We start from the raw sequence: 13,773 nt of genomic DNA, 5'->3' as shown, positions 1-13,773 counted from the left end.
ATTAAAAACTTTCTCGTCTATATGAGAAAGTTTTTTTATGAAAAAAATTATGCCTTTTCTTCAAAAAATTATTTTTTCACTAAAACCATAGACCTAAATATAAAATATTGCGCTAATACATAGGTTGCCATCACTAAAATTTCAAAGAAATGCGATGGTGAATAAAATTTATTGATTGCTAAAGTAGCATCTGAAATTATAAAAATAACTGCCCCTATAAGCATTAGTAAAGATAATTTTGATTTTGTTTTTAAAAAATCTAGAAATGAAACTGTTCCAAATATTGAAATTACTAAACCATAAATTATAACCGGAATTAGTAATTCATTTAAAGAATCTTTTAAAGTAAAAATCAACAATCCAAAAACTACTAAAAAAGGAATTGAAGGTACTAAAACCGATTTTAAAGTAATTTTCTTTATTCTATCAATTACAATTTTAATAAATAATAGGTGTGCAAATAAGAATGAAATAAGCCCAAAAATAAAAAACAATTCCCCTTCAAATAATAATAAAACATCTCCAAAAAAAGATAATTCCAATGCAATTACATACCATTTTAATCTTTTTGGCAAAGAAAATACATATAAAAAAATTAACGAAAATATAATTAAAGGCTTAAAAACATACACAAGTATTGGTATTTTAAAAATAATCCCAACAATATCTAGTAATGATACAAATACAAAAAACAAAAAGGCTATTTTAGTTTTATTCATATAAAATTTTATTTAAAGTGTGAAATATACAAATTTTAACTAGCCAATAAATTTTTATTAATTTTATGTTTAACGAATCTTTAAATAATCATCAAAAAAATAAATTAATCCTTAATTTTGTTAGCTCATTAAAATTTCAATCATAATGAATCAATTCAATATAAAAGATAAAGTAATTGTAATAACTGGTGGAACTGGTGTTTTAGGTGGGACTGTTGCAGAAAGTTTAGCTGGTTCTCGCGCAAAAATTATAATTTTAGGAAGAGACCAACAAACAGTTGAAAATAAAGCATTAGAAATTACAAAAAACAATGGGCTTGCAGTAGGATTTTCAACCAATATATTAGATAAAAAATCAGTTGAAAATGTACGAGATCTTATTTTAAAACAATTTGGTAAAATTGATGTTTTAATTAATGTTGCTGGTGGAAATATGCCTGGGGCAACTATTGCTGAAGATCAAACTATTTTTGATATTAATATTGAAGATTTTAAAACAGTTACCGAACTAAATTTAAATGGTACCGTAATCCCTTCTATTGTATTTGGTGAAGTAATGGCCAAACAAAAACAAGGTTCAATTATAAATTATTCTTCGGTTGCTGCCGATAGAATTATAACAAGAGTTGCAGGTTATTCTGCAGCAAAAGCCGCAATGGAAAATTTCACTAAATGGCTGGCCGTAGAATTGGCTACAAAATTTGGTGATGGCATTAGAGTAAACGCTATTACACCAGGTTTTTTTATTGGAAACCAAAATAGAAGTTTACTTACTAATGAAGATGGAACTTATACAAAAAGAGGCGAAACCATTATAAATAATACGCCAATGAAACGTTTTGGAAAAGCCGAAGAATTAAATGGTGCGGTTCATTTTTTATGCAGTGATGCCTCAAAATTTATAACTGGTGCAGTCATTCCCGTTGATGGTGGTTTCAGTGCTTTTAGCGGTGTATAAATTTTAAAATAAAAGACAAATGGAACAAACATTTAGATGGTTTGGAGAAACTGACACTGTAAAATTATCCGACATAAAACAAGCTGGAGCTACTGGAGTTGTAACTGCTTTACACCACATTAAAAATGGTGAAATTTGGGAAAAAGAAGAAATTTTGAAAGTAAAAAACAATATTGAATCTTCAGGATTAACTTGGTCTTTTATTGAAAGTATTCCAATACATGAAAATATAAAATTACAAACTGGAGATTATCTACAGCGCATTGCAAACTACAAACAAAGTATAAAAAACGTAGCTGAATGCGGTATTAAAAATATTTGCTACAATTTTATGCCTGTATTAGATTGGACTCGTACTCATTTATATTGGAAATTAAATGATGGCAGTACTGCATTACGTTTTGATAAAGTTGAAATGGCAGTTTTTGAATGCTTTATAATGAAAAGACAAGGTATTGAAAATTCATATACTTCTGATATTATTGAAAAAGCTAAAATTAGATTTTCTAAAATGTCATCTGAAGAAAAACAACGTTTAGAAGATAGTATTTTAAAAGGCTTACCAGGTACTGTTGATGATTTAACTATCCCTATTTTTAAAGAAATGATTGCGCAATATAACGGCGTTTCTCACCAAACATTAAAAGCAAATTTATCCTATTTTTTAAATGAAGTAATTCCTGTTGCAGAAGAAAATGGAGTGAAAATGGCCATTCATCCAGATGATCCTCCTTTTGATATTATGGGATTACCTAGAATCATAAAATCAGAAAAAGATTTAGATGATTTAGTAGGTTTTATTGATAGTCCTTCAAATGGAATTACATTCTGCACTGGTTCATTAGGTGCAAATCCTGAAAACAATCTCCCAAAAATGATTGAAAAATTTGGTGATAAAATTCATTTTTTACACTTAAGAAACGTAAAAAGAGAAGCCGATGGAAGTTTTTACGAAGATAACCATTTAGATGGCTCTTCTGATATGTATGAAATAGTAAAAGCTGTGGTTACATTAGAAAATAAACGCGGTGTACAAATTCCGATGCGCCCAGATCACGGACATCAAATGCTTAATGATTTAGAAAATGACAAAGCATATGCAGGTTATACAGCTATTGGAAGATTAAGAGGATTAGCTGAGTTAAGAGGATTAGAGTTAGGAATTAAAAAATCACTTTTTTAATAACCGTTTTTTAATTCCAAGTTGGCAAAACACACTTTTTATTGAGTTTTTTTAATAGTGGCTGAATACCATTAACTAAACTTTGTTGCATTATTTTAGAATCTTCTTTATGGCATTGTAAACAAGCACCAACCAATAATAATTGTTGTTGTTCTATTACGGTAAAAGGTCTAAAATCAGTCCGTGTTGAATTTACAACTCCCTTTTTAACAGGTTTTAAAAATGGAACCCAAGCATCTTCCGGTAAATTATCATTCGGATTTTGGGCATATTCTGGTGTAAATTCCCAAGTACCATTTCCTTTTTGAATTATGTATTTAAGTGTTCCTTTTCCGTAACCTAACGTTGCTGAATTTGTATGACAACTTTTGCAATCTCTAGCTTTTGATATTGTTGTATGTGGAGAATTAGGAGCGTACAACCTGTGAAAAGAAACATCAGTTCCAATTTCTTTTCCAGCATAACTCCCTTTATCAATTGTTAAAATCATTCCAGGAACTGCTGGTTCAATATGTTTCCCATCTGAATTCTCTCGAACTCCCATTGCTGGTAATGATGAAGAAAATTCTGCAACATGTTCCTTCCACTGTCCTTTTACAAACTTTTTATCTAGTAAATCAAAAGCACGTGGTTCATTTTTATCAAACTGATTATGACAACCAATACAACGGGAAGTCCATGAAGAATGACACATTGAACAACTCACATTTTTATGCGCATTATCTCTTGAACAAACTTCAGATTGAGGATTTAATTTGTGTGTTTTTCCATCTTTTTTACCAATTAAAAAAGCGTTTCCAATAGAATCTATAAAAGTATTTACCAATGGATGCCCATCTTTTTTAACTGCAATTATTTGCTTATCGGAATGTTTATAATCTCTATGTAAAAAAACCAACAAACTTTCTGCATCTAATTTACTATACGGAATGGTATTTGGCTTTTCTTTAAAATGACAATCGGCACATTGTAATTTTACAGCTTGCTCTTCGTGGGTATATTTTTTTCCATCGCCCATTACTTCATGAGAAGAATGGCAATCTACACATAATAATCCTTTTGCATGATGCACATCTTCTTCAATAAACTTATAAATGCGTTTATCTTCAAAAGTTTTAAAACCTTTTTTACCTATAATATCATTTTCTTCTAACAGGGTTTCTTGCCAGCCTTCATAATTGGTTGAAATCCTGCTTGATCGGCTATGACATCCAAAACAATGTTCATTTTTCACAAAAATATTGGTTGCAGGATGAAATTTTGGTAATATCTTTTTATCTGATTTTAAATACGCTTCCAACTCTTTTTTAGCTTCTTCGCTATAATTTAAATGACACGCATTACAACCTCCACCTCTACTTAATTGCGTTATGTGTCCAAATTCTTTTTTCTCAGCGCCTAAATGGCAATTGGCACATAAATCTCTCAAATGCTTATCAGATGCCGAATTTTTAAGTAATTTAATATGATATTGATGATTTGGAGAATCTGCTTCGTCAAAAATATATTTATCAACCGCAACCAAACCACTATTGGTAGTCATTAATGAATTTTCAATTTTAGTTAATTCATTCGGGTGACATTTTCCGCAGGTTTCTTTGGCATCAACCAAATTTCCAGGAATTAAAATCATCCCTTTATGAGATTCAGCTTTATCATTTGAAGAAGTATTTCCCAAATGACAACTAGCACAACCAATTAAATCTGGGTTATGATAGGATGAATACCCTGTTGTATTTATATGACAATTTAAACAAGATTCCTTTTCAATAGCATCTATTTTAACATAATCATCCGCATTATTAATAGTAGAATTTTTATCTCCTTTGGTTAATAAAAAAGTAATTAATAATATTATTAAAACAGCACTAAAAAAATACAAAAATCTTTTATTTTTCATTTCAACATAAAATACATTACAAATTTACATGAATTTAAATTCTAAAAATAATAGAGATTTTAAAGCTTCATTTTTGTAACACATTTTAATACAGATAATTATATAACATATGCTACTTTTGTTACATATACAATGTTGATTTTCAAACACTTAATGTAACCATTGTTACTATATCTTCCTCTATTTAATGACTTTTATCATACATTAAACTTCCCTCAGTAAATACCTTTACCAAAGAAAAAAATAATTAAACTTATGACTACTTCAAGAAGAAAATTTATAAAAATTTCTGCTTTAGGTTTGGGAGGTGTAGCAGCAACAACCACAGCATTAAATATGTTTGGTGCTAGTTCATACATAGATGAATTGGTAAAAGAAAATGTTGCGAAAACTTTTAAAAGAACTGCAACCTATTGCGAAGTTTGTTTTTGGAAGTGCGCTGCTTGGACTTATACAGATGAAGAAGGTGCTGTTAAAAAGATAATTGGAAATGAAAATGACCCACATTGTTATGGTCGATTATGTCCAAGAGGAACTGGCGGTGTAGGAATGTACAACGATGAAGACCGATTAAAAACACCTTTAATTAGAACAACTGTTAATGGTGAACAAACCTTTAGAGAGGCAAGTTGGGACGAAGCATTAGATTTAATTGCTGCTAAATTTAAAGGAATTAAAGAAGAATTTGGTGCAGAATCTTTAGCACTTATTAAACATGGTGCTCCTGGAAAACATTTAGAGCATTTGTACCAAGCATTTGGTTCTGATACAATTGCAGAGCCAGCTTATGCACAATGTAGAGGTCCTCGTGAAACCGGATTTAATTTAACTTTTGGATCTTGGATTGGATCCCCTGAACCAACCGATATTAGAGATACAAAATGTTTAGTATTAATTGGTTCGCATATTGGAGAAAACATGCACAATAGCCAAGTACAAGAAATGTCAGACGCTATTGATAACGGTGCTACCATTATAACTGTAGATCCACGTTTTTCTACAGCTGCCAGTAAATCTAAATATTGGTTAGCTATTAAACCAGCAACCGACATAGCTTTAATGCTTTCTTGGATGAATGTTTTAATAAATGAAAATATTTACGATAAAGAATATATTGAAAAATATGCTACTGGATTTAATGAATTAAAAGACCATGTAAGTACATTCACACCAGAATGGGCATACGGAATTACAGGAATTAAACCAGAAGAAATTAGAAAAACGGCAAGAGAGATGGCAGATGCATCTCCTGCAGTAATAATTCATCCTGGTCGCCACGTAGTATGGTATGGAGATGATTCTCAACGAGCTAGAGCCATGGCCATTTTAAATGCTTTGTTAGGTTCTTGGGGACGCAGAGGTGGTTTCTACTTTAAAGAAAGTATAAAAGTACCTGAATTTCCAGCTCCAGAATATCCACACCCAAAATGGGGATGGAAAGAAATTGGAGCTAAATATCCATTAGCTCAAATGGGTATTACAACAGAAGTAATAAAATGTGCAATACCTAGTGAAGATAATAAATATCCTGTAAAAGCATTAATGGTTGCTGGTACAAACATCACAAAATCTATTCCAAATAAAAAATTATTGGAAGAGGCTATAGAAGCTTTAGATTTTATGGTTGTTATTGATACAATGCCAATGGATGTTACAGGTTATGCTGATGTTGTTTTACCAGAATGTACCTATTTAGAACGTTATGATGAAATTAGATCTGCAACAAATAGAGAACCATCAATTGCGATAAGAATTCCGGCTGTAGCTCCTAAATATGATTCTAAACCATCTTGGTGGATTGCCAAAGAAATTGGAGAAAGAATGGGTGTTGGCGAATATTTTAATTATACGGATTATAAAGAAGTAATTGAATGGCAATTAGGTCAAATGGGAACTTCTTTAGAAGAAATGGAAAAAATTGGAGTTAAAAACTTCCCTCGTAAATCTGGATCCATGTATTTAAATGAAACTGGTCCTCATGAATTTCCAACTCATTCGGGAAAAATAGAATTATATTCTAATGAATTAAAAAATTTAGGATTTGATCCATTACCAAATTATACAAAACATCCAGAACCTCAACAAGGTTTTTACAGATTAAATTACGGTAGAGCGCCAATGCATACTTTTAGCAGAACGGCAAACAATCCAAATTTAAACGATTTAAAGAGTGAAAACAACTTATGGGTGAACCCTAAAGTTTCAAGAATACTTGGATTAAAAACGGGTCAGGAAGTATGGTTGAAAAATCAAGATGATATTATTTCAACCTTTTCAATAAAAGTGAGAGTAACAGAACGAGTTCGTTGGGATTCTGTTTATATGGTACACGGTTTTGGTCATCAAGAAAAAAAATTGAGCCGTGCTTATGGTAAAGGAATCAACGATACAGAATTAATTTCATCAGTGGCTATTGACCCAATAATGGGTGGAACTGGAATGAGAGGAAATTTTGTAACAATTTTAACCGAAAACCCACATAAAAATACTGAGATATGAGATATGCAATGGTTATAGACACATTAAAATGTGTTGGTTGTAGCGACTGCGTTGTTGCTTGTCAAACTGAAAATGATGTACCAATTGGGTACTGTAGAGATTGGATTACTGAAACCGTAAATGGTGCATATCCTAATATAGAATTAGAACTAAAATCTGAACGTTGCAATCATTGTGAAAACGCTCCTTGTGTGCGCTGTTGTCCAACTGGTGCAAGTCATCAATTAGTTAATGGAATTGTTTTAGTTACTGGTGACGAATGTATTGGTTGTGGTGCTTGTATAGAATCTTGCCCGTACGATGCCCGTTACCAACATCCTGATGGTTATGTAGACAAATGTACTTTCTGTCATCATAGATTAGAAAAAGGACAACTTCCTGCTTGCGTTTCTGTTTGTCCAACAAAGTGCATGTACTTTGGTGATTTAGACAATCCAAACAGTGAAGTTTCAGAATTATTAAAGAACAGAAAACATAAAACATTGGCTCCAGAAGCTGGAACAAAACCTAACGTTTATTATCTAATTTAAAAATTTATAGTATGCAAGAAGAATTATTTACAAGTGGAAGAAACTTACCACATATAGATCCTTCATTAGAAATATGGCATTGGCCAATATCAGTCTATTTATTTTTAGGAGGTTTAGCTGCTGGTTTATTATTTTTTGCAAGCTTGATTACAGTTTTGGGAAAAGAAAAAGATTACCCAGCTGCCGTTAAGTATGCATCAATAATATCGCCAATAGCATTAACATTAGGTTTGTTAGCTTTATTTTATGATTTAACTCACAAATTTTACTTTTGGAGATTATACACAACTATTAGAATAGAATCTCCAATGAGTTGGGGTGCTTGGGTATTGTTAATTATTACACCAATATCATTCTTATGGGTTTTTAGCTATTACTCTGAAATATTCCCAAAATGGAAATTAAAATTTGAGTTTTTAAATAACTTTGAAAAGTTCTTAAAAGATAATAGAAAAAATATGGCATATGCTTTAATTCCGTTATCAATTATTTTAGGAGTTTATACAGGTATTTTATTATCTGCTTTTAATGCAAGACCATTATGGAACAATGCAATTTTAGGCCCATTATTTTTAGTTTCTGGGTTATCAACTGGTGCAGCTACAATAATTCTATTAGCAAAAACTAAAAAAGAAAAACATTTATTTGGCAAAATAGATTTAGCCCTAATTGTTTTAGAATTAGGCTTAATTGTACATATGCTAATGGGAATGTACGCTGGATCAGAAGTTCAATTAGAAGCAATGCAATTATTAGTTGGAGGAGAATTTACTTTAATGTTCTTTGGCTTTGTAATTATCCTGGGATTAATTGTCCCTGCCATATTAGAATTAATTGAACTTATTGGCTTTAAAGTTCCTGTTGCAGTTCCTGCACTTTTAGTATTAATTGGAGGATTAGTATTAAGATTTGTAATTGTGGAAGCTGGACAAATAACACGTTATCTATATTAAAATGAAAAAACTAAAAATAGACCCAAATAAAAACAGTCATATATATTGGAATCCATATTTTGGAGGATTTCTACTTGGAATATTAATTCTATTCACTTTTTACATGACTGGAAGAGGATTAGGTGCTAGTGGTGCCATGAAAAGTAGTGTTGTAACTATAGTAAATACTGTAACACATTCCCATGCCGAGCAAAATGAATATTACAGTAAGTTTATAAAAGATAACGAATCACCTATGAATAACTGGTTAGTTTTTGAAACTTTAGGAGTTTTAATCGGTGCCTTTATTTCTGGTGGTCTTTCAGGTAGAATTGGATGGAGAGTGCAACACTCACCAAAAATTACTAGAAAACGCAGATTAATATTTGCCTTAGGTGGTGGAATACTATTTGGGTTAGGAGCTCAAATAGCAAGAGGTTGTACAAGTGGCGCTGCTTTAAGCGGAATGGCTGTTCTTTCAACTGGAGGTTTTATAACTATGTTAGCCATCTTTGGGACCGCATTTTTAGTAGCCTATTTCTTTAGAAAAAATTGGATTTAATTAAATAAAAAAACAAAATATATGGGACCTTTAATTCCAAATGGTGTAATTCCTTACGAATGGAGTAATATAATAGCAATAATTATAGGTATTGCTTTCGGATTTGTGTTAGAAGCTTCAGGTTTTTCTTCCTCAAGAAAATTAGCTGGCGTATTTTATGGTTATGATTTTGCAGTATTAAAAGTATTTTTCACTGCTGCATTGGTATCATTAATAGGTATTTTATATATGGATTATTTAGGATATTTAGATATGGGCTCCTTATATGTTCATCCAACATATTTATGGGGTGCAATTATTGGTGGAGCAATAATGGGAGTTGGATTTGTTGCTGGAGGCTTTTGCCCAGGAACAAGTTTATGCGCCGTAGCTATAGGAAAAGTTGATGCAATTATTTATGTAATTGGTATTATGATAGGTGTATTCATTTTTTCAGAATTATATTTCCTATTCCAACCAATTTATGAAGGAAGTTTTGAAGGAAACATAACATTAATGGATACTTTTGGTGTAAATAGATATTGGTTTGTTTTTGTTTTTACAATAGCAGCAATTATAATTTTTGCACTTTCAGATCAAATTAAAAAAAGAGTAAAAAAAATATTTTACTAATTAAATAACATAAAAATGGTTAATAGAAAAGTAGCAAAAGTTTTAACTTTTAGATACACAATTTTAGCACTAATACTTGTTATTCTTGCTGCAGGTTTGGTATTATTACCTAAATATCAAAAACATGAAGGTATTAATCCTGAAGAATTATTAAGCAAAGCAATAAGTCCTGAAAGATATATTTCAACAGACTTATTAGCTGAAAAATTAGTGAATCAAGACCCATCATTTATTTTAATTGATGTTAGAGATGAAGCAGAATATGCAAAATATTCACTGCCAAATGCTATAAATATTCCTTTAAAAAAATTATTAGATGAAGATTCTATTCCATATTTAAACCAAAGCCAATACAATGTAATATTATTTTCAAACGATAATTTTAATGCAGATCAAGCGTGGCTTTTATGCAGTAGACTAAACTATAAAAATTTAAAGGTTTTAAAAGGAGGATTAAATGAATGGTACAAAACAATTATAAATCCAACCAAACCAAGTGAAAATATGACAGCTTTAGATTTTGAACTTTACAGCACTAGAAAAGCTGCAAGTATGTTTTTTGGAGTAGCTTATCCAGAACAATTTAAAGTTGACAAACCAGTTGTAGTTAAAAAAACAGCCCCTAAAAAAGTAATTACGGTTGAAAAGAAAAAGAAAAAACCAGCTGAAGGAGGTTGTTAATTTATTAAATTATTAATTATGAAATATGCATTACTTACAATTAATTAAAAGTATGCAAATTCCATCTGATCAATAAAACAAAAAATTTAAACAGATGAAAGAATTAGAAAAAACTAAAAGAATATCAATTGCGGCGGTAATAACAATATTAGTTGTTTTAATAGCTGTTTTATCATATAAAAAGCCAAAGCATTTATATACTAATAATACTAAAAGCACTTTAGAAAATATTACAAATAATAATTATTTTGTAACATTAGAAGAGTTAAATGGAGAAAATTTAGCATTAATTGATGTTAGAAATCAATTTGAATTTGAAAAAGGACATATTGAAAATGCTATAAACATATATACTCCAGAAATTTTAAATGATTATAATACCAATTTATTAAATAACTTAAAAACTGAGAATAAAACAATTATTTTATATGGTTCAAATACAAATGATGTTACTATTCCTTTTTTAATGTTAAATCAACTTGGCTATACTAATATAAAAATGGCTGCTATTGAAAATAGTTATTATCAAAATAAGCTAATTTCAAAAAATGATACGATTGAAAAATCATATGCAGATATAAAAGGATTTATTGAAGAATCCATTAAAAAGGCTTCAATTGAGCCAAAACCTATTCCAGTAAAAATTGTTGCTCCTAAAAAAGTAATTACTGTACAAAAAAAGAAGAAAAAACCCGCCGAAGGTGGTTGTTAGTTTAAATTATTATAAGCTGCTTTATTTCTAAAGCAGCTTTTTTTTGCAAACATTTTTATAACTCAAATTATTTTTCATGCCGAAAAAAGCATATTTTTACGCCCCAAAATTGCACTAAAAAAACCACCCCTTTTATCTTCCTCTTTTTCTTTAAATTTGAATTTAAAAAATTCATTATAACTATTTAATTATCAGTATTTTACTTATGTAACTAAAGTAACTAAACAGACCAATTATATATAGCTGTTTAATGACATAAATCATAAAAAGAAAACGGTTTCGTAATTAATTTTGATGTAACAATTATAGCAAATAAAAGCAACAATTGTAACCAAATATTAATTTAAAATAATTTAAAGAATGAGAAAATTAACATCATATTTAACACTACTTTTTGTAGCTACCATTTTATTAAGTAGTTTTAAAAGTAACCAACAACAAACAAATGATCCAACTGAATTTGAACTATTAGTTCAATATTTAGAAGCCAATGGAAATTTCATTAATAGTGAATTGGCTCCAGCAATAATTTTAGCTCCAGAAATTAAAGAAAATGTTAAAAACAAAAAATATCTGGTTTTAGATATTAGAAGTGAGGACTGGTATGCTTATGGACATATCCAAAATGCAGAAAATGTAGAAGGTCCAGAATTATTAAATTACTTTGAAACAAAAATTATACCTGCTAATTATGACAAAATAACAATTGTATGTTACTCTGGTCAATCAGCAGCTTATTATGCAGGTTTATTACGTTTAGCAGGATACAATAATGTATATAACTTAAAATGGGGAATGAGTTCTTGGGCTGATGAATTTGCAACAAACATTTGGAAGAAAAATTCATCCGATGCATTTGCAGACAAATTAGAAACTACAACTAATCCTCTTCCAGAAAAAAGTACTACACCAACTATCACAACGGGGAAAATTGAAGGAAAAGATATTTTAAAAGCTCGTTTAAAAGAGGCATTTGCAAAACCTTACAAAGATTTTATTGTAAAAGCTGAAGTGGTTTTTGAAAACCCTAGCGACTTTTATACAGCTAACTACGTAAGTGAAGAAAAATACAATTTTGGTCACGTACCAGGAGCTTTAAGATACCAACCAGGAACTTCACTTTCTTCAACTTCAGATTTATACACATTACCTATTGATAAAAAAATATTGGTAAGTTGCGAAACTGGTCAATCAGCTGCTTATGCTGTAGCTTATCTACAAATTTTAGGTTATGATGTATACAATTTAGGCTATGGTGCAAATAGCTATATGAATACCAATTTAAATAGTAAAGGTTGGAACGGATTTTCAGCAAAAGAAATTAATAATTACCCAGTAGTAGAATAACAACGCCAAAAAGGCTTAATTATAATAACCAAAACAAACATATCATGAAAAAAATATCATTAATATTAATTGGACTTTTTTTAATTCCTACTCTATTTTTAACCTCATGCGATAAAGGTGATGATACTTTAATAGAATCAACTCCTGCACAAACTTTAATGGCAGATTATATGCTATCGGCAAATTTAGATTTACCTAATGTAGATACTAGTGTTGATGGAGCAAAATTTGTTGCAGCTCCTCCAGCTACAGAAGCTGATTTACCTGCTTTTTTAGCCAAATATTATATTATAGACATTAGAAGTGCTGCTGATTATGCAACTAGCCATATTGCAGGCGCAAAAAATGTAGTTTTTGCAAATATTTTAGCAGAAGGCACTGCAGCTGGAGCTAAACCTGTTTTAGTAGTTTGCTACACAGGGCAAACGGCTTGTTATGCAACTGCCTTAATGCGTATGTATGGCTTTAAAAACACCCAAGCTTTAAAATGGGGAATGTCAGGATGGAATTCAACAACTGCAGGTTCTTGGAATAATAATATTGGAAATATTGCAGAAGGAAATTCAAACTGGTCATATGATGCTGCTCCAGCAAATCAAGTATTTTCAAAACCTGCATTTACTAGCTTATCTACAACAGGTGAAGCAATTCTTAAAAAGCGTGTTGAAGAAGTTGTTGCTGCAGGATTTAAAACTGTTAAAGGAAGTGATGTATTAGCAGCTCCAAGCAACTATTTTGTAAATAATTTCTTTGGTTCAGCTGACTATACAGGATTTGGACACATTAAAGGTGCGTACAGAATTCAACCATTATCAATAGCTGATAATAGTGTATTAGCTTTAGATCCAAATGCAAAAGTCGTTACTTACTGCTATACTGGTCAAACTTCAGCTGTTGTTACTGCTTGGTTAAGAGTTTTAGGGTATGATGCATACAGCTTATCATTTGGAATGAATGGAATGTACAATTCTAATACTGCATGGACTTCTAACAAATGGAGTACTGGTGTTTCAAAAAATTTACCATTTGGAAACTAAATAATAAAAAAATTAATAATATAAAGCCCTAAAAATTGTAAACACATTGTTTTAAATGATGTTTTATATACCAATAAGTAACGTACATTTTTAGGGCTTCT

The 13,773-nt window shown here is 30.4% G+C and carries 13 protein-coding genes; 11 read left to right on the top strand and 2 right to left on the bottom strand.

Annotated elements, in window-relative coordinates:
* Nucleotides 1-68 precede the first annotated feature (68 nt).
* Nucleotides 69-719, bottom strand: coding sequence for a lysoplasmalogenase (locus JEY78_RS11735; protein WP_291851401.1), 651 nt, complete (start codon nucleotides 717-719; stop codon nucleotides 69-71).
* Nucleotides 720-864: 145 nt separating this feature from the next.
* Here JEY78_RS11735 and JEY78_RS11730 point away from each other — a divergent pair, with 145 nt between their 5' ends.
* Nucleotides 865-1,677: an SDR family oxidoreductase gene (locus JEY78_RS11730; protein WP_291851399.1), complete on the top strand. Its 813-nt coding sequence runs from the start codon at nucleotides 865-867 to the stop codon at nucleotides 1,675-1,677.
* Nucleotides 1,678-1,696: 19 nt separating this feature from the next.
* Nucleotides 1,697-2,860 carry a mannonate dehydratase gene (gene uxuA, locus JEY78_RS11725; protein ID WP_291851396.1) on the top strand — a complete coding sequence of 388 codons (1,164 nt, stop codon included), beginning with the start codon at nucleotides 1,697-1,699 and terminating at the stop codon, nucleotides 2,858-2,860.
* Between the two features lie 10 nt (nucleotides 2,861-2,870).
* Here the strand turns inward: uxuA and JEY78_RS11720 are convergent, their stop codons facing one another.
* Nucleotides 2,871-4,760, bottom strand: a complete 1,890-nt coding sequence (locus tag JEY78_RS11720; protein ID WP_291851393.1) for a hypothetical protein — start codon at nucleotides 4,758-4,760, stop codon at nucleotides 2,871-2,873.
* A 255-nt stretch (nucleotides 4,761-5,015) separates the two neighbouring features.
* Here JEY78_RS11720 and JEY78_RS11715 point away from each other — a divergent pair, with 255 nt between their 5' ends.
* The 9 genes from JEY78_RS11715 (at nucleotide 5,016) to JEY78_RS11675 (ending at nucleotide 13,672) form a co-directional block, all read left to right on the top strand.
* A complete protein-coding gene (locus JEY78_RS11715) occupies nucleotides 5,016-7,259 on the top strand; it encodes a molybdopterin-dependent oxidoreductase (protein ID WP_291851390.1) in 2,244 nt (747 codons plus the stop codon).
* Nucleotides 7,256-7,789: a 4Fe-4S dicluster domain-containing protein gene (locus JEY78_RS11710; RefSeq protein WP_291851387.1), complete on the top strand. Its 534-nt coding sequence runs from the start codon at nucleotides 7,256-7,258 to the stop codon at nucleotides 7,787-7,789. The genes JEY78_RS11715 and JEY78_RS11710 overlap by 4 nt, the downstream gene beginning before the upstream one ends.
* Nucleotides 7,790-7,800: 11 nt before the next feature.
* Entirely contained in the window at nucleotides 7,801-8,742 is a 942-nt protein-coding gene (gene nrfD, locus JEY78_RS11705; RefSeq protein ID WP_291851385.1) for an NrfD/PsrC family molybdoenzyme membrane anchor subunit, read from the top strand.
* Between the two features lies 1 nt (nucleotide 8,743).
* Complete coding sequence (locus tag JEY78_RS11700; protein ID WP_291851382.1) at nucleotides 8,744-9,283, top strand: YeeE/YedE thiosulfate transporter family protein; 540 nt, start codon at nucleotides 8,744-8,746, stop codon at nucleotides 9,281-9,283.
* Nucleotides 9,284-9,304: 21 nt separating this feature from the next.
* Complete coding sequence (locus JEY78_RS11695) at nucleotides 9,305-9,895, top strand: YeeE/YedE thiosulfate transporter family protein (protein WP_291851379.1); 591 nt, start codon at nucleotides 9,305-9,307, stop codon at nucleotides 9,893-9,895.
* Between the two features lie 15 nt (nucleotides 9,896-9,910).
* Nucleotides 9,911-10,576 (top strand): rhodanese-like domain-containing protein, encoded by a 666-nt coding sequence (locus JEY78_RS11690; RefSeq protein ID WP_291851377.1) that lies wholly within the window; start codon nucleotides 9,911-9,913, stop codon nucleotides 10,574-10,576.
* Between the two features lie 94 nt (nucleotides 10,577-10,670).
* Complete coding sequence (locus JEY78_RS11685) at nucleotides 10,671-11,288, top strand: rhodanese-like domain-containing protein (protein ID WP_291851374.1); 618 nt, start codon at nucleotides 10,671-10,673, stop codon at nucleotides 11,286-11,288.
* 360 nt (nucleotides 11,289-11,648) lie between these two features.
* Nucleotides 11,649-12,635, top strand: a complete 987-nt coding sequence (locus JEY78_RS11680) for a rhodanese-like domain-containing protein (RefSeq protein ID WP_291851370.1) — start codon at nucleotides 11,649-11,651, stop codon at nucleotides 12,633-12,635.
* Between the two features lie 44 nt (nucleotides 12,636-12,679).
* On the top strand, nucleotides 12,680-13,672 hold the full coding sequence (locus JEY78_RS11675; protein ID WP_291851367.1) for a rhodanese-like domain-containing protein: 993 nt from the start codon (nucleotides 12,680-12,682) through the stop codon (nucleotides 13,670-13,672).
* Nucleotides 13,673-13,773: the final 101 nt, after the last annotated feature.

Origin of the sequence: Lutibacter sp., from assembly GCF_016342705.1 — a bacterium.
GTDB lineage: Bacteria > Bacteroidota > Bacteroidia > Flavobacteriales > Flavobacteriaceae > Lutibacter.
This window is presented reverse-complemented; position numbering and strand designations above follow the sequence as displayed.